This window comes from Streptomyces sp. NPDC001828, assembly GCF_042892175.1.
Lineage (GTDB): Bacteria > Actinomycetota > Actinomycetes > Streptomycetales > Streptomycetaceae > Streptomyces.
In genome coordinates this window covers 131,792-151,864 of record NZ_JBIATV010000003.1, presented here as the reverse complement: position 1 = coordinate 151,864, position 20,073 = coordinate 131,792, and the positions used below count along the sequence as shown (strand labels likewise).

At 71.2% G+C, this 20,073-nt stretch carries 23 protein-coding genes; 10 read left to right on the top strand and 13 right to left on the bottom strand.

Annotated features, from left to right (window positions below):
• Positions 1 to 125 precede the first annotated feature (125 nt).
• Complete coding sequence (hutH, locus tag ACFYZA_RS11975; RefSeq protein ID WP_382599338.1) at positions 126 to 1,667, top strand: histidine ammonia-lyase; 1,542 nt, start codon at positions 126 to 128, stop codon at positions 1,665 to 1,667.
• A gap of 152 nt (positions 1,668 to 1,819) precedes the next feature.
• Here hutH and ACFYZA_RS11970 read toward each other — a convergent pair whose 3' ends face one another.
• Entirely contained in the window at positions 1,820 to 2,101 is a 282-nt protein-coding gene (locus tag ACFYZA_RS11970) for an LPXTG cell wall anchor domain-containing protein (protein ID WP_382599286.1), read from the bottom strand.
• Positions 2,102 to 2,209: 108 nt separating this feature from the next.
• Here ACFYZA_RS11970 and ACFYZA_RS11965 point away from each other — a divergent pair, with 108 nt between their 5' ends.
• The gene (locus ACFYZA_RS11965) at positions 2,210 to 2,536 is read left to right on the top strand and encodes a hypothetical protein (protein ID WP_382599284.1); all 327 of its coding nucleotides are present in this window, start codon (positions 2,210 to 2,212) and stop codon (positions 2,534 to 2,536) included.
• A 193-nt stretch (positions 2,537 to 2,729) separates the two neighbouring features.
• Positions 2,730 to 3,998, top strand: a complete 1,269-nt coding sequence (locus ACFYZA_RS11960) for an Ig-like domain-containing protein (protein WP_382599282.1) — start codon at positions 2,730 to 2,732, stop codon at positions 3,996 to 3,998.
• A gap of 71 nt (positions 3,999 to 4,069) precedes the next feature.
• Here ACFYZA_RS11960 and ACFYZA_RS11955 read toward each other — a convergent pair whose 3' ends face one another.
• Positions 4,070 to 4,927: a helix-turn-helix transcriptional regulator gene (locus ACFYZA_RS11955; protein ID WP_382599280.1), complete on the bottom strand. Its 858-nt coding sequence runs from the start codon at positions 4,925 to 4,927 to the stop codon at positions 4,070 to 4,072.
• Between the two features lie 159 nt (positions 4,928 to 5,086).
• On the opposite strand from ACFYZA_RS11955, the gene ACFYZA_RS11950 reads away from it, so the two are divergent.
• Positions 5,087 to 6,124: an NAD(P)-dependent alcohol dehydrogenase gene (locus tag ACFYZA_RS11950; RefSeq protein ID WP_388489648.1), complete on the top strand. Its 1,038-nt coding sequence runs from the start codon at positions 5,087 to 5,089 to the stop codon at positions 6,122 to 6,124.
• A 181-nt stretch (positions 6,125 to 6,305) separates the two neighbouring features.
• Here the strand turns inward: ACFYZA_RS11950 and ACFYZA_RS11945 are convergent, their stop codons facing one another.
• The 4 genes from ACFYZA_RS11945 to ACFYZA_RS11930 all read right to left on the bottom strand — a co-directional run bounded on the left by ACFYZA_RS11945 (position 6,306) and on the right by ACFYZA_RS11930 (position 9,304).
• The gene (locus ACFYZA_RS11945; RefSeq protein ID WP_388489646.1) at positions 6,306 to 6,896 is read right to left on the bottom strand and encodes a DUF4291 domain-containing protein; all 591 of its coding nucleotides are present in this window, start codon (positions 6,894 to 6,896) and stop codon (positions 6,306 to 6,308) included.
• A gap of 109 nt (positions 6,897 to 7,005) precedes the next feature.
• On the bottom strand, positions 7,006 to 7,206 hold the full coding sequence (locus ACFYZA_RS11940; RefSeq protein WP_388489643.1) for a hypothetical protein: 201 nt from the start codon (positions 7,204 to 7,206) through the stop codon (positions 7,006 to 7,008).
• Between the two features lie 208 nt (positions 7,207 to 7,414).
• A complete protein-coding gene (gene msrA, locus ACFYZA_RS11935) occupies positions 7,415 to 8,080 on the bottom strand; it encodes a peptide-methionine (S)-S-oxide reductase MsrA (protein WP_382594561.1) in 666 nt (221 codons plus the stop codon).
• Between the two features lie 117 nt (positions 8,081 to 8,197).
• Positions 8,198 to 9,304: a hypothetical protein gene (locus ACFYZA_RS11930; RefSeq protein ID WP_382594558.1), complete on the bottom strand. Its 1,107-nt coding sequence runs from the start codon at positions 9,302 to 9,304 to the stop codon at positions 8,198 to 8,200.
• A gap of 104 nt (positions 9,305 to 9,408) precedes the next feature.
• Between ACFYZA_RS11930 and ACFYZA_RS11925 the strand changes: the two genes are divergently transcribed.
• The gene (locus ACFYZA_RS11925) at positions 9,409 to 10,563 is read left to right on the top strand and encodes a cystathionine gamma-synthase (RefSeq protein ID WP_382594555.1); all 1,155 of its coding nucleotides are present in this window, start codon (positions 9,409 to 9,411) and stop codon (positions 10,561 to 10,563) included.
• A 13-nt stretch (positions 10,564 to 10,576) separates the two neighbouring features.
• On the opposite strand, the gene ACFYZA_RS11920 is transcribed toward ACFYZA_RS11925, so the two are convergent.
• The 3 genes from ACFYZA_RS11920 to ACFYZA_RS11910 all read right to left on the bottom strand — a co-directional run bounded on the left by ACFYZA_RS11920 (position 10,577) and on the right by ACFYZA_RS11910 (position 11,942).
• Positions 10,577 to 10,831, bottom strand: a complete 255-nt coding sequence (locus ACFYZA_RS11920) for a hypothetical protein (RefSeq protein WP_382594552.1) — start codon at positions 10,829 to 10,831, stop codon at positions 10,577 to 10,579.
• 70 nt (positions 10,832 to 10,901) lie between these two features.
• Complete coding sequence (locus ACFYZA_RS11915) at positions 10,902 to 11,405, bottom strand: sigma factor-like helix-turn-helix DNA-binding protein (RefSeq protein ID WP_388489639.1); 504 nt, start codon at positions 11,403 to 11,405, stop codon at positions 10,902 to 10,904.
• A gap of 33 nt (positions 11,406 to 11,438) precedes the next feature.
• Positions 11,439 to 11,942, bottom strand: coding sequence for a MarR family winged helix-turn-helix transcriptional regulator (locus tag ACFYZA_RS11910; RefSeq protein ID WP_189968650.1), 504 nt, complete (start codon positions 11,940 to 11,942; stop codon positions 11,439 to 11,441).
• A 154-nt stretch (positions 11,943 to 12,096) separates the two neighbouring features.
• Between ACFYZA_RS11910 and ilvA the strand changes: the two genes are divergently transcribed.
• The 3 genes from ilvA (at position 12,097) to ACFYZA_RS11895 (ending at position 15,340) form a co-directional block, all read left to right on the top strand.
• Positions 12,097 to 13,326, top strand: coding sequence for a threonine ammonia-lyase (ilvA, locus tag ACFYZA_RS11905; RefSeq protein ID WP_382594545.1), 1,230 nt, complete (start codon positions 12,097 to 12,099; stop codon positions 13,324 to 13,326).
• 158 nt (positions 13,327 to 13,484) lie between these two features.
• Positions 13,485 to 14,498 carry an ATP-binding cassette domain-containing protein gene (locus ACFYZA_RS11900; RefSeq protein WP_388489635.1) on the top strand — a complete coding sequence of 338 codons (1,014 nt, stop codon included), beginning with the start codon at positions 13,485 to 13,487 and terminating at the stop codon, positions 14,496 to 14,498.
• Positions 14,495 to 15,340 (top strand): ABC transporter permease, encoded by an 846-nt coding sequence (locus ACFYZA_RS11895; RefSeq protein ID WP_382594539.1) that lies wholly within the window; start codon positions 14,495 to 14,497, stop codon positions 15,338 to 15,340. The genes ACFYZA_RS11900 and ACFYZA_RS11895 overlap by 4 nt, the downstream gene beginning before the upstream one ends.
• A 62-nt stretch (positions 15,341 to 15,402) precedes the next feature.
• Here the strand turns inward: ACFYZA_RS11895 and greA are convergent, their stop codons facing one another.
• Entirely contained in the window at positions 15,403 to 15,900 is a 498-nt protein-coding gene (greA, locus tag ACFYZA_RS11890) for a transcription elongation factor GreA (RefSeq protein WP_382594536.1), read from the bottom strand.
• 242 nt (positions 15,901 to 16,142) lie between these two features.
• The gene (locus tag ACFYZA_RS11885) at positions 16,143 to 16,544 is read right to left on the bottom strand and encodes a DUF4307 domain-containing protein (protein WP_382594533.1); all 402 of its coding nucleotides are present in this window, start codon (positions 16,542 to 16,544) and stop codon (positions 16,143 to 16,145) included.
• 127 nt (positions 16,545 to 16,671) lie between these two features.
• Here ACFYZA_RS11885 and mca point away from each other — a divergent pair, with 127 nt between their 5' ends.
• Together mca and ACFYZA_RS11875 are read left to right on the top strand one after the other, a co-directional pair.
• Positions 16,672 to 17,553 (top strand): mycothiol conjugate amidase Mca, encoded by an 882-nt coding sequence (mca, locus tag ACFYZA_RS11880; protein WP_382594530.1) that lies wholly within the window; start codon positions 16,672 to 16,674, stop codon positions 17,551 to 17,553.
• Positions 17,546 to 17,824, top strand: a complete 279-nt coding sequence (locus tag ACFYZA_RS11875) for a hypothetical protein (protein ID WP_382594527.1) — start codon at positions 17,546 to 17,548, stop codon at positions 17,822 to 17,824. Before mca ends, ACFYZA_RS11875 begins: the two co-directional genes overlap by 8 nt.
• Positions 17,825 to 17,845: 21 nt before the next feature.
• On the opposite strand, the gene ACFYZA_RS11870 is transcribed toward ACFYZA_RS11875, so the two are convergent.
• Both ACFYZA_RS11870 and ACFYZA_RS11865 read right to left on the bottom strand, forming a co-directional pair.
• Positions 17,846 to 18,802 carry a hypothetical protein gene (locus ACFYZA_RS11870; protein ID WP_382594524.1) on the bottom strand — a complete coding sequence of 319 codons (957 nt, stop codon included), beginning with the start codon at positions 18,800 to 18,802 and terminating at the stop codon, positions 17,846 to 17,848.
• The gene (locus ACFYZA_RS11865; RefSeq protein ID WP_382594521.1) at positions 18,799 to 20,073 is read right to left on the bottom strand and encodes a CHAT domain-containing protein; all 1,275 of its coding nucleotides are present in this window, start codon (positions 20,071 to 20,073) and stop codon (positions 18,799 to 18,801) included. The genes ACFYZA_RS11870 and ACFYZA_RS11865 overlap by 4 nt, the downstream gene beginning before the upstream one ends.

Genomic DNA, 20,073 nt, shown 5'->3' with positions numbered 1-20,073 from the left:
TCGCGCAGTTCCCCGCGCCCCTAAGCGGTACCGGGTGCTAGGGCATCCTCAGCCCGTTCAGGCGCGATGCGGGGTCTGGGCTAGTGACACTTGGCGATTCAATCCGTAGGGTGCTGAATATGGATATGCACACTGTTGTGGTGGGGACCTCCGGCACCACCCCCGAGGACGTCATCGCCGTGGCCCGCGGCAACGCGAAGGTCGAGCTCTCCGCCGAGGCGCTCGCCGCCCTCGCCCGGGCGCGCGAGATCGTCGACGCCCTCGCCGCGAAGCCGGAGCCGGTCTACGGCGTCTCCACCGGCTTCGGTGCCCTCGCCTCCCGGCACATCAGCCCCGAGCTGCGCGCCCAGCTCCAGCGCAACATCGTGCGCTCGCACGCGGCCGGCATGGGCCCGCGCGTGGAGCGCGAGGTCGTGCGCGCCCTCATGTTCCTGCGCCTGAAGACCGTCGCCTCCGGGCACACCGGTGTGCGCCCCTCCGTCGCGCAGACCATGGCCGACGTGCTGAACGCGGGCATCACCCCCGTCGTCCACGAGTACGGCTCGCTCGGCTGCTCCGGCGACCTCGCGCCGCTCTCGCACTGCGCCCTGACGCTGATGGGCGAGGGCGACGCGGAGGGCCCCGACGGTGTCGTGAAGCCCGCGGGCGAGCTGCTCGCCGCGGCCGGCATCGAGCCCGTCGAGCTGCGCGAGAAGGAGGGCCTCGCCCTCCTCAACGGCACCGACGGCATGCTCGGCATGCTGTGCATGGCCATCGCCGACCTGAAGAAGCTCTACACCTCCGCCGACATCACCGCGGCCCTCTCCCTCGAAGCGCTGCTCGGCACCGACAAGGTGCTCGCGCCCGAGCTGCACGCCATCCGCCCGCACCCGGGCCAGGGCGCGTCCGCCGCCAACATGCTTGCCGTGCTGAAGGGTTCGGGCCTGACCGGCCACTTCCAGGAGGAGGAGGCGCCGCGCGTCCAGGACGCGTACTCGGTCCGCTGCGCCCCCCAGGTCAACGGCGCCGGACGCGACACCATCGCGTACGCCCTGACCGTCGCCGAGCGCGAGCTGGCCTCCGCCGTCGACAACCCGGTGGTCCTGTCCGACGGCCGCGTCGAGTCCAACGGCAACTTCCACGGCGCCCCGGTCGCCTACGTCCTGGACTTCCTCGCCATCGCCGCCGCCGACCTCGGCTCGATCGCCGAGCGCCGCACCGACCGGCTGCTCGACAAGAACCGCAGCCACGGCCTGCCGCCGTTCCTCGCCGACGACGCCGGCGTGGACTCGGGCCTGATGATCGCCCAGTACACCCAGGCCGCGCTGGTCAGCGAGATGAAGCGGCTCGCGGTGCCGGCCTCCGCCGACTCCATCCCGTCCTCCGCCATGCAGGAGGACCACGTCTCCATGGGCTGGTCGGCCGCCCGCAAGCTGCGTACCGCCGTCGACAACCTGGCCCGCATCATCGCCGTCGAGATGTACGCGGCGACCCGCGGCATCGAGCTGCGCAAGGGCCTGACCCCCGCGCCCGCCTCGCAGGCGGCCATCGCCGCGGCCCGCGCGGCCGGCGTCCAGGGCCCGGGCCCCGACCGCTTCCTCGCCCCCGACCTCGCCGCCGCGGACGCCTTCGTGCGCGCGGGCGGCCTGGTCGCCGCCGTGGAGCCGGTGACGGGCCCGCTCGCCTGACCCGACCCGCAGCAGCGAAGGGGCCGCCCGGGATGTGCATCCCGGGCGGCCCTTTTGTGTGCCCGACTTCCACTTGGCCGACTTCCACCTGGCCAACTTCCGCATGCCCAACTTCCGTACGCGCCAAGGCGGTCGAGGCGTACGGCCGCCGGTCAGCCGAGGCGTGACCTGCGGACCGAGTACGTCACGAACCCCGCCCCGAGCCCCAGGAACAGCGTGCCGCCGACCAGGTAGGGGGAGGTGTCCGCGCCGCCGGTGTCGGCGAGGGCGAGCGGGCCCTCGGCGGGGGCGGGGGCGGCCCGGTAGGCGGAGTGCGCCGGGGGAGTCGAAGGGCGTTGCTCGTCCGTCGCGTTGGCGGACGGAACGAACCACAGGGCGCAGAGCAGTGTCCCCGCCGCGGTGGCGGTGAGCAGGGGACGACGAGCGACGGACAAGTGAGCGATCCCCTTGCGAGTACGTCGAATTGGCGGGATGCGCTGATGCTAGTGAAAGCAGCGGGTCGCGGGAAAGTCGAGGATGGCCGGAGCCCTACGCTCCCTCGCATGAGCGAAGAAGAGACATCACGGTATGTGCGCCTCCGGGTCGATTTGGTCCTGGAGATCCAGGACGCGGACGAGCTGGCGGCGGCCGCGCTGGCCCGCATCGCCGAGGATCCGGCGATGCGACCCGAGGAACGTACGCATGCCGAGGCGGCGGTGCGGGAAGACGGAGCGGAGGCCCTCGCCTACCTCGTGGACCCGATCGACCTCGTGGAGGCGCTGCCGGGCGCGGACCTGGTCCAGGCCTCGTGGAGCAGTGAGCGGGTCGGCTACGACCCCGACGACGAGGAGTGGGACCTCGACGAGGAGGACGGCAATGACGAGGACTGACCGAGGGGACGACTGAACGGGCACACCGGGTCGAGCGGAGGCCGGGGTGGGACGGAAAGCCTTTTGGCGATCTTGTCCGTCCCGCCCCGACCCGTCCGCCGACGCGTGTTGTGCCCCACATTCACCCCCGCTGCGGAACCGGAACAAGCAGTCTGATGTTCTAGACGTGATGACTTGCGGGGGGACGGCGACGATGGAGAAGCGTGTGAAGACGGAGAGTAAGCGGCGCAAGCAGGGTCTCGCGGCGGCGTGCGCGGTGCTCGGCGGCGTACTGGTCCTTTCTGCCTGCAACGGCGGTGGCGACAAGGGCGCCAAGGCCGACAGCTCGTCATCGGCGCAGGCGGCGGCCGACAAGGCCGCCGAGAAGGACACCTCGGACGCCAAGATCACCATCACGCCCAAGAACGGCGCCGACAACGTCGGCATCAACAGCGACACCAAGGTCACCGTCGCCGACGGCAAGCTGACCGATGTGACGCTGACCTCCGCCGACGGCGCCAAGGTCGACGGGAAGATATCCGCCGACGGCCTGAGCTGGGCACCCGACAAGCCCCTGAAGCGTTCCACCACGTACAAGATCACCGCGACCGCGGCGGACGCCAAGGCGCGGCAGGCGCACGAGAACGCCTCCTTCAGCACCGTCTCCCCGAAGAACAGCTTCATAGGCAACTTCACGCCCGAGGACGGCTCGACCGTCGGTGTCGGTATGCCGGTGTCGATCAACTTCGACAAGGCGATCACCAACAAGAAGGACGTGCAGGCCAAGATCACCGTTTCCTCCAGCTCCGGCCAGGAGGTCGTCGGGCACTGGTTCGGCTCGCAGCGTCTGGACTTCCGCCCCCAGGAGTACTGGAAGGCGAACTCGACCGTCACCATGAAGATGGACCTCGACGGCGTCCAGGGCTCCAACGGGATCACCGGCGTCCAGGAGAAGACGGTCACCTTCAAGATCGGCCGCAACCAGGTCTCCACCGTCGACGCGAACACCCACACCATGACCGTCACCCAGGACGGCAAGGTCGTGAAGAGCATCCCGATCTCCGCGGGCTCCCCCGAACACCCCACGTACAACGGTCAGATGGTGATCTCCGAGAAGTACAAGGAGACCCGGATGAACGGTGCGACGGTCGGCTTCACGGACGACGACGGCAAGGGCGAGTACGACATCAAGGACGTGCCGCACGCCATGCGCCTGTCCGCGTCCGGCACCTTCATCCACGGCAACTACTGGGGCGCCAAGTCCATCTTCGGCAGCGCCAACACCAGCCACGGCTGCGTCGGCCTTTCCGACACCAAGGGTGCCAACGACGACGGCACCACGGCCGCCTGGTTCTACGACCACTCCATCACCGGTGACGTCGTGATCATCAAGAACTCGCACGACAAGACGGTCCAGCCGGACAACGGTCTCAACGGCTGGAACATGAGCTGGGACCAGTGGAAGGCCGGCTCCGCCGCCTGACCGCTCCACCACCCGCTCGGCTCGGGGGCCCTTCGGGGCCCCCGACGCCGTCTCCCGGGCCGTTCGGACTGTCAGGCCGTCCGGACCGGCTGCTCGGCGCTCCAGCTGCCCAGCAGCCGCAGCGACTCCTGCGACTTCGAGCCGGGCTCCGCGTGGAAGGTGACCAGGGACAGGTCGTGCGCGTCCGGCAGCTTCAGCGTCTCGTACGCCAGCGTCAGCTCGCCCACCACCGGATGGCGCAGCCGCTTGACGCCATGGCCCTTGTCGGCGACCGTGTGGGCCGCCCACATCGTGCGGAACTCCTCGCTCTTGACCGACAACTCGCCGATCAGAGCCGTCAGTTGGGGGTCGTCCGGGTAGCAGCCCGCGCACAGCCGCAGCACGCTCACGACGTCGACGGCCTTGCTGTGCCAGTCGACGTACAGCGAACGCGAAGCCGGGTCGAGGAAGGTGTGCCGCGCCAAGTTCCGCTCCTGCGGCGGCAGTTGCGACATGTCGCCGAGCAGGGCGGCCGCCATCCGGTTCCAGCCCAGGATGTCCATGCGCGGGCCGACGATGTAGGCGGGCACGCCCTCCATCGCGTCGATCAGCTGCTGGAGCGCCGGCCGCACCTGCTGGGGCCGGCCGGCCGCGGCGCGCTTCTTCTTCGCCTTGCCCTTGGCCACGTGGATGAGGTGGTTCTGCTCGGTCTCGCTCAGGCGCAGCACCCGCCCGATCGCCTCCAGGACCTCCACCGACACGTTCTGCGCGTTGCCCTGCTCCAGGCGCGTGTAGTACGCCACCGACACTCCGGCCAGCTGCGCCAGCTCCTCCCGGCGCAGCCCCGGCACCCTGCGGTGGCGCCCGTGATCGGGCAGCCCCACGTCCTCGGGCTTCAGCCGGGCCCGGCGGGAGCGGAGGAATTCACTGAGTTCGGCGCGCTGGTCCATGACACCCCAGTATCCGCGCTTCCCGTCCTGGTCGTACGACCCGGAGCCTGACCCTGCCAGTGGTACGCACGCTGGTCGTAGGCAGGACAGAGGCCTGGGTGACAGGCGGGAACTCGGGCAGGCTGGTCGCGTACCCCAAAGATCTGAGGAGAACGGCACATGACCACCGTCGCCGCCTACGCCGCCCCCGCCGCCAAGGCTCCGCTGGAGCGCACCACCATCGAGCGCCGCCCGGTGGGCCCCAACGACGTGCTCATCGAGATCAAGTACGCCGGTATCTGCCACTCCGACATCCACCAGGCGAACGAGGGCTGGGGGCAGGCCATCTTCCCGATGGTGCCCGGCCACGAGATAGCCGGAGTGATCACCGAGGTCGGCTCGGACGTCACCAAGTTCAAGGCCGGCGACCGCGCGGGCGTCGGCTGCTTCGTCGACTCCTGCGGGAAGTGCGAGGCCTGCCGCTCCGGGCAGAACCAGTTCTGCGAGGACGGCGTCTCCACGTACAACGCCATCGGCCGGGACAGCGAGCCCGCCTACGGCGGCTACTCCACGCACATCGTCGTGGACGCGGACCACACCCTGCGCATCCCCGACAGCATCCCGCTGGACGTCGCGGCCCCGCTGCTGTGCGCCGGCATCACCCTGTACTCGCCGCTCAAGCGCTGGCAGGCGGCCCCGGGCAAGAAGGTCGCCATCCTCGGGCTCGGCGGCCTCGGCCACATGGGCGTCAAGATCGCGCACGCGATGGGTGCCGAGGTGACCGTGCTCAGCCAGACGCTGCGCAAGAAGGACGACGGCCTCAAGCTGGGCGCCGACCACTACTACGCGACCAGCGACGAGGACACCTTCAAGCAGCTCGCGGGCTCCCTCGACCTGATCGTCTCCACCGTGTCCGCCCCGCTCGACCTGGGCGCGTACCTCTCGCTCCTGAAGGCCGGCGGCGCGTTCGTCAACGTGGGCGCCCCCGAGGAGCCGAACTCGCTCAACATGTTCGGCCTCATCGGCGGCAACAAGATCCTCGCCGGTTCGATGATCGGCAGCATCGAGGAGACCCAGGAGATGCTCGACTTCTGCGCCGAGCACAACCTGGGCGCGGAGATCGAGCTGATCCGCGCGGACCAGATCAACGAGGCGTACGAGCGGGTGCTGGCCAGTGACGTGCGCTACCGCTTCGTGATCGACACGGCGACGATCTGACCGCGTCGGCCCGAATCCCGGGCTCCACTCGTGGGCCGACCCCGGCCCTGTGACACCGGTCCCTGATCACGGCCCCGGAGGCACCCCCCTGCCTCCGGGGCCGTTCGCGTGCCCGGTCCGCCCGCGTCAACTCCCTTGCGGGAGAGGGCGCTCAGGCTCGGAGGATCGGCCCAGCCCAGCCCTAGGATCCGACCGTGCCCGGATAGACCCGCTCAGCAGGCAACAGGGCCCGGGCGGCGTCGAGTTGGCCGTCCCGCACTAGCGCGTGGACGCGGTGCGCGAGCGGGGTCACATCGCGGATCCCGACGATCCACTCGTCCGCGTAACGCCGCGACCCCTCCCCGACGAGACCGAGCTGCAGCGAGCGGTACGGCAGTGCGCGGAGGTGAAGATCCCGCTCGGGGTCCCACTGCACCCGGGCGGGTGCGCGCTTCAACTCCCGCTTCCAGTCGCCCGGTTCACCGTGCAGATCGCGCACGTAGTGCGACAGGCAGGCGTGCTCGACGGCCCAGTCGAAGCCGTCCCGCCGGATCTCGACGGCGAGCACGGTGCGCTGGCCCTCCTTCATGCCCCATCCCGAGCGGTACATCATCCACAGGAACGACGGCTTGACCCAGGTCATCCGCTCCCGCTTCCATGCCGCCGGGAACCGCCCGTCGCGGGCGGCGGGCAGCCCGAGCCCCGGGTCGTACGCCTGGTAGACGGTGACCGTCGACTCGGTGTGCAGGGCGCGGATCTGTTGCCGGGGCGGGAACGGGTGGCTGTCTTCCATGCGGGCAAGCGTGACGTGGTGGTACGGCGACGGCCAGCGAATATCCAGCGGGTCGATCACCCTCGGGGCAACGCCCGAGCCGAGCCGGGCCGGGCCGTTCGTGCGGGTGCTAGCGCCGCCGGCCCGGATGCGGATGGTGGCGGATCTCCACATCGGCGTCCGTGGCCGCCGAGAAGTCCCCACGCCCGCGCGCGGCCCGTCGCCGTGCGACCAGCTCGGCGCACACCGGGCACCCCTGCGCGGGCTTGGGCGGCGCGTGCGGCAGTCTCAGGTGCACGGCTTCTCCCATGGTCGTCCTCGGATCGCTCACGCCCGCCTCCCGTCCGCCCGAACAGTTCTCACCCGAGCCATTCACCCCGACGACGGGCCCGCCCGCGACCGCCCGGCCCCCTTCGACGCACAACGTCACCCCTCCACGTGGCCCGGCGTACGCCAGGAAGGGCAACGAGGAGGAGAACGCGAGAAGCGGGGCACCGGCCGTCCGGCCGGTGCCCCGCTTCTCGCTCCCTACGGCGTCCTCAGCCCTGGGCCTTCGCCACCCCGATCGGGCAGGAGACCCCGGTGCCGCCGATGCCGCAGTATCCGGCCGGGTTCTTGTCGAGGTACTGCTGGTGGTACGGCTCGGCGGGGTAGAACGGGCGGCCCTCGGCGGGCAGCAGCTCCGTGGTGATCGTCCCGTAGCCCGAGCCCGTCAGGACCTTCTGGTAGGACTCGCGGGAGGCCTGGGCGACGGCCTCCTGCGCGGGGGTGTGGGTGTAGATCGCCGAGCGGTACTGGGTGCCCACGTCGTTGCCCTGGCGGAAGCCCTGGGTCGGGTCGTGGTTCTCCCAGAACACCTTCAGGAGCTGCTCGTACGAGACGACGGCGGGGTCGTAGACCACCCGCACCGCCTCGGTGTGGCCGGTCAGGCCGGAGCAGACCTCCTCGTACGCGGGGTTCACCGTGCTGCCGCCCTGGTAGCCGGCCAGGGTCGTCCAGACGCCCGGGGTCTGCCAGAACTTGCGCTCGGCGCCCCAGAAGCAGCCCATGCCGAAGTCGGCGACCTCCAGGCCGGCCGGGTAGGGGCCCGCCAGCGGGTTGCCCAGGACCGTGTGCCGCGAGGGCAGGGTGAATTCGGGCTCCGGGCGTCCCTTGAGGGCCTGCTCGGGGGTGGGCAGCTCGGGCGTGCGGCGGCCGAAGATCATCGGGGGCTCCTCGGAAGATTGGGTGCCCAGGGGTAACGCACCGGGCCGCCCGGAGATTCCGCCCCGCCCGACCCGAGCGGGCGGGGCCGGGCCGAGCGCCCGGCACTCCGGCAGACGCTACGGCCGACGCAGCGTCGCCGGGCTGCCCCCGTTCGCCTCGTAGCCCGCCACCGCGAGCGCCCGGCACAGGGCGTACGTCGCGGCCGGGTCCTCGGAGACCGTCCAGGGGACCGCGCCCACATAGCCGTCCAGGGCCACGAACTGGTCCATCGACTCCGCCCAGCGTTCGCCGCGCACCAGGAAGAAGACCAGCAGGTGGCGGACCAGCGGCAGCACCGGGTCGTCGGCGCGGGCCTGGTGGACGGCGTGCAGGGCGCCCTCCATGGCGCGGCTCACCACCGCCGTGCGGTAGAAGTCCGACACCAGCACGACGTCGGGGGTGTGCTCGTACACCGCGAACAGGGGGAGCGCGGAGAGCAGGGAGCCGCGCGGGGCGCGGGCCGCGGCCGCCGTCGCGAACTCGTCGGCCTGGGCGCGCGAGCCGTGCCACTTCTCGCAGTGGTAGTGCAGGGCCGCGAGGTGCGCGCCCATGTGGTGCGGCGCGCGGTCCATGACCTTGGCCCAGAGCTGGTCGAACTCGGGCCGCGGATAAGCCAGTCCACGGGCCACGGCGAGTTCGGTGACGTACGGGACCGGGTCGCCCGGGGCGAGCAGCGCGGCCTCGCCGCAGACCGTGCGGGCCTCCTCCAGGATGATGCGGAAGTCGTCCCGGCCGACGGACGAGGACCGCCAGGCCTGCTGGACCAGGAACTCCGCGTGCACTTGGGCCGCGCCCGCGTCCTTCGGCGCCTCGGAACGCCACTTGCGCAGCCAGGCCCCGCCGACGCCGGGCCGCTGGGCCAGTTCCAGGGAGGCCGCGCCCGCGAAGGCCTGGACGCGCTGCCAGCGCCGCTCGCCCTCCTTCGGGGTCTCGGCGAGCAGCCGCTGGGCCGGCTTCCAGTCCTGGGTGTGCTGCACCACCGCGAGCACGTCGAGGAGATCCTGGTCGGGCCCGGGCATGCGGACGTCGAGCTCCTCCTGGAGCGCGAAGCCGTACGCCGCCGGGTCCGCGGCGTCGGGCGAGCCGGGCCGCGCCAGCTGGATGCCGCCGCCCCGGCGGAAGACGAACCGGCCGATGAGCGCGAACAGTACGCCGAGGGCGAGCAGGGTCCACAGAATCTCCATGTCCACCAGCGAACCAGACCGCGCCCGGATGTGGCGAACCCGACCGTGTGGGACCGCGCCCGGAAGTGGCGAACCGGGCGATCCGACGAACTAGGCTCTGGGCCATGAGCCACGAGCACCTCGACAAGAGCTTCGAGACCATCGCGATCCACGCCGGGAACACCGCGGATCCGCTGACCGGTGCGGTCGTACCCCCGATCTACCAGGTCTCCACGTACAAGCAGGACGGCGTCGGCGGTCTCCGCGGCGGCTACGAGTACAGCCGCAGCGCGAACCCGACGCGGACCGCACTCGAAGAGAACCTGGCGGCCCTCGAAGGCGGCCGCCGCGGTCTCGCCTTCGCCTCCGGGCTCGCCGCCGAGGACTGCCTGCTGCGTACGCTGCTCGCGCCCGGTGACCACGTGGTGATCCCGAACGACGCCTACGGCGGCACGTTCCGTCTCTTCGCCAAGGTCGTCTCGCGTTGGGGCGTCGAATGGTCGGTCGCCGACACCTCCGACCCGGCGTCGGTGCGGGCCGCGATCACCCCCCGTACCAAGGTCGTCTGGGTGGAGACGCCCTCCAACCCGCTGCTCGGGATCACCGACATCGCGGCCGTCGCCGAGGTCGCCTCGACCGCGGGCGCCAAGCTCGTCGTCGACAACACCTTCGCGAGCCCCTACCTCCAGCAGCCCCTGTCGCTGGGCGCGGACATCGTCGTGCACTCCCTGACCAAGTACATGGGCGGGCACTCGGACGTCGTGGGCGGCGCGCTGGTCACCAACTCGGCCGAGATCGGTGAGGAGTTGGCGTACCACCAGAACGCGATGGGCGCGGTCGCCGGGCCCTTCGACTCGTGGCTGGTGCTGCGCGGCATCAAGACCCTTCCGGTGCGCATGGACCGGCACAGCGAGAACGCGGGCAAGGTCGCCGAGATGCTGACCCGGCACGCCAAGGTCACCCAGGTCCTGTACCCGGGGCTGCCCGAGCACCCCGGTCACGACGTCGCGGCCAAGCAGATGCGCGCCTTCGGCGGCATGGTCTCCTTCCGCGTCGAGGGCGGCGAGCAGGCGGCGGTGGACGTCTGCAACCGTACGAAGCTGTTCACGCTGGGCGAGTCCCTCGGCGGCGTCGAGTCGCTGATCGAGCACCCCGGCCGCATGACGCACGCCAGCGTGGCGGGCTCGGCCCTCGAAGTCCCGGCGGACCTGGTCCGGGTCTCCGTCGGCATCGAGAACGCGGACGACCTGCTCGCCGACCTTCAGCAGGCGCTGGGCTAGAGCGGCACCGGGCCTAGAGCCCGTCGACGGGTGGCGTCACCGTGGACGGCGGCGCCACCCAGGGCTGGACCATCGAGGCCCACACCACGAAGACGATCACCGCCGCCACGAGCAGCAGCCACAGCAGTCGGCGCACGACGCGGCGCCGGTGCAGCATCCGCAGCCCCAACTCGGCCGCCCGGTCGGCGAGTTCGGCGGGCACGACCGGGTGGGCGCCGCTCTCGAGGAGGCGGCGGACCTCGGCGGTCTTGCGGTCGGGCGCACTCATACGGCCTCCCGTGCCGATACGGCTTCCCGTGCCCACACGGCTCCCCGGGCCGGGGCCGGGGCGGGCCGCTTCACGGGGCCACCCCGGGGGCGGGGGCGGCGGGCGCGGGCGGGGTGCTGCGCATCGCGGTGACCGCCCGGGTGCAGATCGCGCGGACCCGGTCCACCGGAAGCCCGACGAGCGCCGCCGTCTGCTCCTCGGCGACGCCCTCGTACAGGCGCAGCACCAGGATGAGACGTTCCTGCGGGGTCAGCCGCGCGAGGAGACCGGTGTCGGCGGGCGGCCGGGGCCGCCCGGGCACGGCCGGCCGGTGGTGGCGCCAGGCGGCGCGGGCGAAACGGGCCGCGAGTTCCTGCCGGGTGCGGTCGTACGGGTCCTCACCGCGCAGCCGGTGCCAGCGGGCGTACGTCTCGGCGAGGGCGGCGGTCAACAGCCGCCGGGCGCGCGGGTTGGCGTCGGGGGGCTCGGCGGTCAGCAGGGTGGCGGCGTGCAGCAGCCGGCCTCCCGCGCCCGCCACGAATGCCTCGAACTCCCGGGTGCGGCGGCGGTGTCGGGTGGAGTACCGCTCGCGCATGAGCCTCATATGAGGGCAGGCGCGAGCTCCCGGTCAAGAGGTCGGCGCGGACGGCTCCTGAGCGGCCGACTGGCGGGCCGAGAGCGCGGAGTTGAAGCGGGTGAGCAGCGTGCAGAACGACTCGCGCTCGTGCTCCGTCCAGCCGTCCGTGACCTGCGCCATCAGCTCGCGCCGCGAGGAGCGCACCTCTTCGAGGCGGGACTGGCCGCGCGGGGACAGCTGGAGCACGACCGCCCGGCCGTCCTCGGGGTGCGAAGTCCGCTTGACCAGGCCGGTGTCGACGAGCGGGGCGACCTGGCGCGTCACGGTCGAGGAGTCGATCCCCATGCCGGCGGCGAGCGCCTTGACGCCCATGGGGCCTTCCAGGTCCAGCCGGTTGAGCAGCAGATAGGCCGCCCGGTCCATCGAGTTGCGGACCTGTCCGACGCCGCCGAGCCTGGTCTGCTCGGCGCGGCGCGCGAACACGGCCACCTGGTGCTGGAGGGCATCGAGGAGGCCTGGGTCAAGCGGGGGAGTCATGTCCTGAACTGGGGGCATGGCCGGGGCTCTCTCGTGCGGGTGTCGGTGTGGTGGGGGACAGAGTACGCGGCCTGACCCGCATACGTACCGGCGGTGCGCAAAGCTGTGGACAAGTCCGGGCCCATCCACAGCCCAGCGGCCGGAAGGGGTGTGAGCTGCGAGACTTGCGGTCATGAGCTTCGGTACGTCTGGCCCCTTGCACGACCTGATCCTCGACGACATCCGCGGTGCGCAGAAGATGTTGTCGGGAGTGGCCCGCACCACTGCGATGGAGGGATCACGCCATCTCTCGTCGCTGGTGGGCGCCCCGGTGCACCTCAAGTGCGAGAACCTCCAGCGGACCGGCTCCTTCAAGCTGCGGGGCGCGTACGTGCGGATCTCCGGGCTGCGTCCCGAGGAGCGGGCGGCCGGGGTGGTCGCCGCGAGCGCGGGCAACCACGCGCAGGGCGTGGCCCTGGCGTCCTCGCTGCTCGGCGTGCACTCCACGGTGTTCATGCCGATAGGCGCCCCGCTGCCGAAGGTCGCCGCGACCCGGCACTACGGGGCCGAGGTGATCCTGCACGGCACGGTCGTCGACGAGAGCCTGGCCGCCGCCGAGGCGTACGCGGCCGAGACCGGGGCGGTGTTCATCCACCCCTTCGACCACCAGGACATCATCGCCGGGCAGGGCACGGTGGGCCTGGAGATCCTGGAGCAGTGCCCCGAGGTGCGCACCATCGTCGTCGGCATCGGCGGCGGCGGGCTCGCGGCGGGCATCGCCGTCGCGGTGAAGGCGCTGCGGCCGGACGTCCGGATCGTCGGCGTGCAGGCGGCGGCCGCCGCGGCCTATCCGCCCTCCCTCGCCGTCGGGCATCCGGTCGCCGTCGAGACGGCCCCCACGATGGCCGACGGGATCAAGGTGGGCAGGCCTGGTGACATCCCGTTCGCGCTGGTCAGCGAGCTGGTGGACGAGGTGCGCACGGTCTCCGAGGACGAGCTGTCCAGTGCGCTGCTGCTCTGCCTCGAGCGGGCGAAACTGGTCGTGGAGCCGGCCGGGGCGAGCCCGGTGGCCGCGCTGCTCAGTGATCCCGGGGCCTTCCGGGGGCCGGTCGTCGCGGTGCTCTCGGGCGGCAACGTGGACCCGCTCCTGCTGCAGCGCATCCTGCGCCACGGCATGTCGGCGGCGGGCCGCTACCTCTCGCTGCGCCTTCGGCTCACGGACCGCCCCGGGGCGCTGGCCTCGCTGCTCGGCGAATTGTCAGTGCTCGATGCCAATGTGTTGGACGTGAGTCACGTACGGACCGATCCCCGGCTCGGACTCACGGAGGTGGAGGTCGAGTTGCACCTGGAGACGAAGGGCCCGGAGCACTGCGCCGAGCTGGCGTCGGCGCTGCGGGAGGCGGGCTACACGGTCATCGGCTGAAGCAGGCCGTACCGCGGAATCCGCAGAACCCGCAGTACCGCTGACAGACGCGATGTATCGCGTTATGGTGTGGCTCGACAACGGCTCCACCGGGCGACTTATGCCCGGAAAATCTAGGATTTGTCCAGGAAGTCACACCCACCACTGGGGGTACTCACATGCCAGGCGCCATCTACGCCGAAGGCCTGGTGAAGACGTTCGGCAAAGTAACGGCTCTGGACGGCGTGGACCTCGATGTCCCCGAAGGCACGGTCCTCGGCCTCCTCGGCCCCAACGGCGCCGGCAAGACCACCGCCGTGCGCGTCCTGACCACCCTGCTCCAGCCCGACCGAGGCAAGGCGGTCGTCGCGGGCATCGACGTCCTCAAGCATCCCAACGAGGTCCGCCGCTCCATCGGCCTGTCCGGCCAGTTCGCGGCCGTCGACGAATACCTGACCGGCCGCGAGAACCTCCACATGGTCGGCCGGCTCTACCAGATGAACGCCAAGGCCGCGAAGGCGCGCGCGGGTGAGCTGCTCGACCGCTTCAACCTCGCGGACGCCGCCGACCGCCCCGCCAAGACGTACTCGGGCGGCATGCGCCGCCGCCTCGACCTCGCGGCCGCCCTCGTCGTCTCGCCGCCCGTCATGTTCATGGACGAGCCGACCACCGGCCTCGACCCGCGCAACCGGCAGCAACTGTGGGAAGTGATCCAGGAGTTGGTGGCCGGGGGCACCACGCTGCTGCTCACCACCCAGTACCTCGAAGAGGCCGACCGCCTGGCCCACGACATCGCCGTGGTCGACCACGGCAAGGTCATCGCACGCGGCAGCTCCGACCAGCTCAAGGCCCGCACCGGCGGCGAACGCGTCGAGGTCGTCGTCCACCAGGGCGACCAGCTGGCCCCGGCCCGCGAGGTCCTGGCCGGCTTCGGCAAGGGCGAGGTCAAGACCGAGGAACACACCCGCCAGCTCACCGTCCCGGTCACCGGCGGTGCCAAGCTGCTCGCCGAGGTCATCCGTGAACTCGACACCAGGGGAGTCGAGATCGACGACATCGGTCTGCGCCGGCCGACCCTCGACGACGTCTTCATCTCGCTGACCGGCCACGCGGCCGAGACCGCGAAGGAAGAGGCCGACGAGAACGCGGACGGTTCCGCCAAGCCCAAGAGCCGCAAGGAGGCCGGGAAATGAGCACCATCACCGACGCGGCACCGGCCCCCCGGACGGGCGGTGGCATCGGCGGGTCCGTCCGGGACTCGCTGGTGGTGGCCAAGCGGAATCTGATCCGGATGACCAGGATTCCCGAAATGGTCATATTCGGCCTGATCCAGCCCATCATGTTCGTGGTGCTGTTCAGTTACGTCTTCGGCGGTTCGGTCAACATCGGCGGCACCACCGACGCCGGTGCCTACCGCGAGTTCCTGATGGCGGGCATCTTCGCGCAGACCGTCACCTTCGCGACGGCGGGCGCCGGCGCGGGCATCGCCGACGACATGCACAAGGGCCTCATCGACCGCTTCCGCTCGCTGCCCATGGCGCGCGGCGCGGTCCTGACGGGCCGCACGCTCGCCGACCTCGTGCAGACCACCCTGACCGTCGTCGTCCTCGCGATCGTCGCCCTCCTGGTGGGCTGGCGCATCCACAACGGCGTGCCCAAGATGCTCGGTGCCTTCGCGCTGCTGCTCCTGCTCGGGTACGCGTTCTCCTGGATCGGCGCCCTCATCGGCCTCTCCGTGCGGACGCCGGAAGCCGCCACCTCCGGCGGCCTCATCTGGCTGTTCCCGGTCACCTTCGTGTCCAACGCGTTCGTGAACACCTCGGGGATGACGCCCTGGCTGCGCCACATCGCCGAGTGGAACCCGTTCAGCGCGACCGTCCAGGCCTGCCGGAAGCTGTTCGGCAATCCGGGCGTGGTCGACTCCGGAGCCTGGCCGATGCAGCACCCGGTCTGGGCCTCGCTCGCCTGGTCCGTGCTGATCGTCGTGGTCTTCCGCACGCTCGCCGTGCGCAAGTACCGCTCGGCCACCGCCTGAGCACACGCGAAGCCCCCGGCCGCTCAAGGGCGGCCGGGGGCTTCGTCGTGCGGGGGTGGGGGTCAGCCGTTGAAGGGGACGGCCGCGAGGATCCTCACCGAGGCCTTGTTGCCGTTGGGCAGCTCGTACTCGGCGTCCTCGCCGACCTTCTTGCCGTTGACGCCGGAGCCGAGCGGCGACTGCGGGGAGTACGTCTCGATCTCCGTCGAGGCGTACTCGCGCGAGGCCATCAGGAACTCCAGGGTGTCGTCCGGGTCGCCGTCGAAGGCGATCGTGACGAGCATGCCGGGAGCCACCACACCGTCGGCGGCGGGGGCCTCGCCGACCTTGGCGTGCTCCAGGAGCTGCGTGAGCTGGCGTACCCGGAGCTCCATCTTGCCCTGCTCCTCCTTGGCCGCGTGGTACCCGCCGTTCTCCCGGAGGTCACCCTCCTCACGGGCCGCCGCGATCTTTACGGCGATCTCCGTGCGCGCGGGACCAGACAGGTACTCCAGCTCGGCCTTGAGCTGGTTGTACGCCTCCTGGGTCAGCCAGGTGACGTTGTCGCTGGTCTGGGTCACAGGTGCTCCTCGTCGGTACTGGGTATACAAAGCATCGCCCTACCCCAAAGCATGTGCCTTGACGGGTGGGCGAAACCACGAGCCTAACAATTCAGGCGCCGCAAGGGGAGGACATAAACCGCTAGAACTTCATCAACGCAGGTCAGATCGGGTGCGTCGTCAACCTTGATCAGTAACTTGAGCAGTACGTGGAGCGGTACGGCCCGGGGGTACCCCTAGGCGGTACCCCGTGGCGGCACGGCTCAGTCGGACTGGCAGCCGACCAGATCCGCCGCGGTCGCCCGGGAGGTCGTGGTGATCGTGACGACCTTGTCGACCTGCTTGGCCGGCTCGTCGAACCGGAAGTCCGCGCGGCCCACGTCGTCGCCGCTGGTCTGCTGGGCGCGCAGGGTGCAAGTCCCCTTGGCGTCCTTGTCCTTGGTCACTTCGAGGTGCACCTCGACCGAGGTGTCCGAGACCACCTTGAACTTGATCACCTGCGCGGAGAGCGACTGCCCGCCCACGTAGTCGTAACCGATCCAGCCGATCACGCCGAGCAGCACGACCGCGAGCACCGAGCCCACGATCTTCAGCTTGCGGTCCGCGCGCTGGTCCGCCGAGCGCCCGTAGCGCCCCTGGGGAAGCTGCTCGCGCACAGCGGCCATGATCGTCCTCCTGCTGGTGGGGGTCACCGGAATTTTCCGTCCCCCGATTCGGTCACTATAGAAGCCGCCCGTTGCGCCGATCACAGAGGGCGCCGAATTCACTTACTGAGTCACCGAGGATCGAGTCTTGACTGAGCAGCTGCGACTGATGGCCGTCCACGCCCACCCCGACGACGAGTCGAGCAAGGGCGCGGCCACCATGGCGAAGTATGTGTCCGAGGGGGTGGACGTGCTGGTCGTGACCTGCACGGGAGGCGAGCGGGGCTCCATCCTCAACCCGAAGCTCCAGGGCGACAAGTACATCGAGGAGCACATCCACGAGGTCCGCAAGAGAGAGATGGACGAGGCGCGCGAGATCCTCGGCGTCCGCCAGGAATGGCTCGGTTTCGTCGACTCGGGCCTGCCCGAGGGCGACCCGCTGCCGCCGCTGCCCGACGGCTGCTTCGCCCTGGAGGACGTGGACGTCGCGGCCGGCCGCCTGGTGCGCTCCATCCGTCACTTCCGTCCGCAGGTCATCACGACGTACGACGAGAACGGCGGCTACCCGCACCCCGACCACATCATGACCCACAAGATCACGATGGTGGCCTTCGAGGGCGCGGCCGACACCGAGAAGTTCCCCGAGGCCGAGTTCGGCCCGGCCTTCCAGCCGCAGAAGCTCTACTACAACCAGGGCTTCAACAAGCCGCGCACGGTCGCCCTGCACGAGGCGCTCCTCGGCCGCGGCATGGAGTCCCCGTACGGCGAGTGGCTGGAGCGCTGGAAGGAGTTCGGCCGCGCCGAGCGCACGCTGACCACGCACGTTCCCTGCGCCGAGTTCTTCGAGATCCGGGACAAGGCGCTGATCGCGCACGCCACCCAGATCGACCCCGACGGCGGCTGGTTCCGCGTTCCGCTCGACCTCCAGAAGGAGGTCTGGCCGACCGAGGAGTACGAGCTGGCGAAGTCGCTCGTGGACACTTCCCTCCCCGAGGACGACCTCTTCGCGGGCGTACGCGACAATGCCTGATATGAGCGCAAGCCTCGCAATGACGCACATGGTCCCGCTGGCCGCCGAGATCGACAACGACAAGGTGACGCCCGGTGTCCTCGGCTTCATCGTGTTCGCGGCACTCGCCCTCGGCGTGTGGCTGCTGATGAAGTCGATGAACCGGCACATGGGCAAGGTCGACTTCGAGGAGACCCCGGACCCGGCGGCGAAGACCCCGGACCCGTCCGCGAAGACCTCGGCGGCGGCCCCGGCGGCCGCCGCCGGCAAGGGCGCCCCCAAGAACGGCTGACGCCGACCGGCCGCTCCGGCCTCAGCGGGAGTGGTCGGCCAGCGAGAGCACGAGGTGCGCGGACTCCGGCCGCAGATGGTCGGAGTGCGCGCCTGCGGCCCCGTGCCCGCTGACGAACACCGCACCGGCGTCGACGCTGACGAACCAGTGGTCGAGCGCGGAGTGCGGGTACGCGGTGTCCGTGGCCAGCATCCGGATCGCCGACACCGGCTGCGGCGCGGTCCCGATGCCCTGGCTCCCGATCCCCGCCCGCCGCTCGGCGACGCGGTGCCAGAAGCCGGTGGCCCAGTCGCGCCGCGCGTACGTGGCCACGAGCGGGCCGCGCAGCGGCGCCTCGGCGAGCGCGGTGAACGTCTCCGCGAAGGCGTCGCGCGGCGCCGCCATCTGAAGCAGCAGCATCGAGTCCACCGTGAACGGCAGCCGCGCGGGCCCCGGCCTGCTCCAGCCCAGCGTGTCCGGCTCCCGGGCGGCCCACTGCACCGCCTCGCACAGCACCCGGCAGCCGAAGGAATGCCCCACCAGATGCAGGTACTGGCCGTCCCGGCCGGCCAGCACCGAGCCTCGGGGATCACCGCGCCGGGCGTCGAGATAGCCGAGCAGCGCCCCGAGCACCCGCCCCGCGTGCCCGCCCGCGCCGCTGAGCGCGTGGGCCCGGTCCCTGATCCTGCGGTAGCCCCCGAGGAGCGGCCCGCTGCGCGAGGGCCAGCGCACCAGGACCGGCCACGGGACCCAGGGGGTGAGCGCCGGGTAGAGGTCGCGGTGGCGCCGGTACTGCTCGGCGACGAGCGCGAGCAGCCGCCCGGCGGCCCGCTCCGCGGCCTGCGGTCCGGTCTGCCAGCCGTGGACGTACAGCACGATGTCCGTGGTGCCCGGCGGCGGCCCCAGCTCCTCGGCGAAGTGGTCGTCGAGGCGGTGCACGGGGACGGGGTGCCCGCCGTCGAGGAGCCGCCCGGACTCGTCGAGATCAACGATTTTCACGGCGACTCCGGTGTGCGGTCGAGGCGGGCGTCCATGCCGCAGTGCAGTGCGTAGGCGAGCCCGAGCGGGTTGCGGAAGGCGTCGGCGAAGTGCCGCGCCAGGGCGTGGACGATCGCGCCCGCGGACTCGGTGCCGCTCAGATAGCGCGTGACGAACGCCAGCGCGTACTCAGCCGCGAAGGCCTGCGGCATCGCGATCTGCGGGCCGAGCACCCCGCGCGCCCCGTGCTCGATCAGCGCACGGCCGAGATGGGCGTGGTCGCCGTCGCCGCCCGGGGCGCCCGCGTGGCAGGCGTTGAGCAGGACGAACGGCTGGAACGGCGTGTGGTCGCCGAACCCCCTGCGGCGCTCGCGCACCAACTGGGCGTCGATACGGACCCCGTCGCTCAACTTCACTACCAGGCAAGGCGGTTGATCGGCCACGGGCTGGAAGTCGCCATGGCACCAGAAGTACATGAGCTGGTCGTCCAGCTCCCGGTCGGCGAACGCCTCGACCAGCTCGCGCCGGGTCGTGCGCTCCACCAGTTTGGTGCCCCGCGCCAGCGCGACGGCGACCTCGTCGGCCCGGGTGAGACCCCGCCGGTCGATCGCCGTGTCCCGGTTGAGGCTGACGACCGGGATGGCGGGCGCGGCCGGGCGGTCGCCGGGCCAGGGGTAGGAGCCGCCGGTCTGCTCGATGCGGTGGCGGTGCCCGAGGAAGCGGTCGAAGGTGTCCCAGCTCGCCTCGCCGGGCAGCGCCAGCATCGGCCAGGGCAGGAAGAGGTCGGAGTCGAAGCGGATGCGCAGCCCCCGTGCGGCGAGGGCGTCGGCGAGATAGGTGCGGATCAGTTCGGTCCGGTGCTCGTCGCCGCCGAGCAGTACTCCGAAGAGCAGATCGGCGCCCATGAGCGCCAACTCGTCCAATATCCGGTCCAGTTCGGGCCTCGGCTGCTCGCTGAGGTCGACGAGCCGGGTGTACGGGAACTCCGGGCGGCCCGGGTCGGGCATGCCGTCCGGTCCCAACGGGCGGTAGCCGACGAAGAGTTCCTGCCACGCGGCGCACAACCGGGCTGCCGCCGAACGCACCTCGGCGGGCCGGGCCGCGAGGTCGGCCTTGTGCTCGGTCCCCTTCAGGGCGGGCACCCCGGGACCGTACAGCCGGGCGCGGATCCGGTCGCCGGCGCACAGGTCGAAGCTGACGATCACGTCGGGCGGGGCGGTGTGCAGGCCGGGCAGGCGGGTGAAGCGGCGGCTGGGGTCCTGGACGACCCGGACGGGCAGCTCGGTCGGCAT

What these genes read in the sequence shown, in the direction of transcription:
- hutH (WP_382599338.1), top strand. Translation starts at nt 126, where the DNA reads ATGCACACTGTTGTGGTGGGGACCTCCGGCACCACCCCCGAGGACGTC.
- ACFYZA_RS11965 (WP_382599284.1), top strand. Translation starts at nt 2,210, where the DNA reads ATGAGCGAAGAAGAGACATCACGGTATGTGCGCCTCCGGGTCGATTTG.
- ACFYZA_RS11960 (WP_382599282.1), top strand. Translation starts at nt 2,730, where the DNA reads ATGGAGAAGCGTGTGAAGACGGAGAGTAAGCGGCGCAAGCAGGGTCTC.
- ACFYZA_RS11955 (WP_382599280.1), bottom strand. Translation starts at nt 4,927, where the DNA reads ATGGACCAGCGCGCCGAACTCAGTGAATTCCTCCGCTCCCGCCGGGCC.
- ACFYZA_RS11950 (WP_388489648.1), top strand. Translation starts at nt 5,087, where the DNA reads ATGACCACCGTCGCCGCCTACGCCGCCCCCGCCGCCAAGGCTCCGCTG.
- ACFYZA_RS11945 (WP_388489646.1), bottom strand. Translation starts at nt 6,896, where the DNA reads ATGGAAGACAGCCACCCGTTCCCGCCCCGGCAACAGATCCGCGCCCTG.
- msrA (WP_382594561.1), bottom strand. Translation starts at nt 8,080, where the DNA reads ATGATCTTCGGCCGCCGCACGCCCGAGCTGCCCACCCCCGAGCAGGCC.
- ACFYZA_RS11930 (WP_382594558.1), bottom strand. Translation starts at nt 9,304, where the DNA reads ATGGAGATTCTGTGGACCCTGCTCGCCCTCGGCGTACTGTTCGCGCTC.
- ACFYZA_RS11925 (WP_382594555.1), top strand. Translation starts at nt 9,409, where the DNA reads ATGAGCCACGAGCACCTCGACAAGAGCTTCGAGACCATCGCGATCCAC.
- ACFYZA_RS11920 (WP_382594552.1), bottom strand. Translation starts at nt 10,831, where the DNA reads ATGAGTGCGCCCGACCGCAAGACCGCCGAGGTCCGCCGCCTCCTCGAG.
- ACFYZA_RS11915 (WP_388489639.1), bottom strand. Translation starts at nt 11,405, where the DNA reads ATGCGCGAGCGGTACTCCACCCGACACCGCCGCCGCACCCGGGAGTTC.
- ACFYZA_RS11910 (WP_189968650.1), bottom strand. Translation starts at nt 11,942, where the DNA reads ATGCCCCCAGTTCAGGACATGACTCCCCCGCTTGACCCAGGCCTCCTC.
- ilvA (WP_382594545.1), top strand. Translation starts at nt 12,097, where the DNA reads ATGAGCTTCGGTACGTCTGGCCCCTTGCACGACCTGATCCTCGACGAC.
- ACFYZA_RS11900 (WP_388489635.1), top strand. Translation starts at nt 13,485, where the DNA reads ATGCCAGGCGCCATCTACGCCGAAGGCCTGGTGAAGACGTTCGGCAAA.
- ACFYZA_RS11895 (WP_382594539.1), top strand. Translation starts at nt 14,495, where the DNA reads ATGAGCACCATCACCGACGCGGCACCGGCCCCCCGGACGGGCGGTGGC.
- ACFYZA_RS11885 (WP_382594533.1), bottom strand. Translation starts at nt 16,544, where the DNA reads ATGGCCGCTGTGCGCGAGCAGCTTCCCCAGGGGCGCTACGGGCGCTCG.
- ACFYZA_RS11875 (WP_382594527.1), top strand. Translation starts at nt 17,546, where the DNA reads ATGCCTGATATGAGCGCAAGCCTCGCAATGACGCACATGGTCCCGCTG.
- ACFYZA_RS11865 (WP_382594521.1), bottom strand. Translation starts at nt 20,073, where the DNA reads ATGCCGACCGAGCTGCCCGTCCGGGTCGTCCAGGACCCCAGCCGCCGC.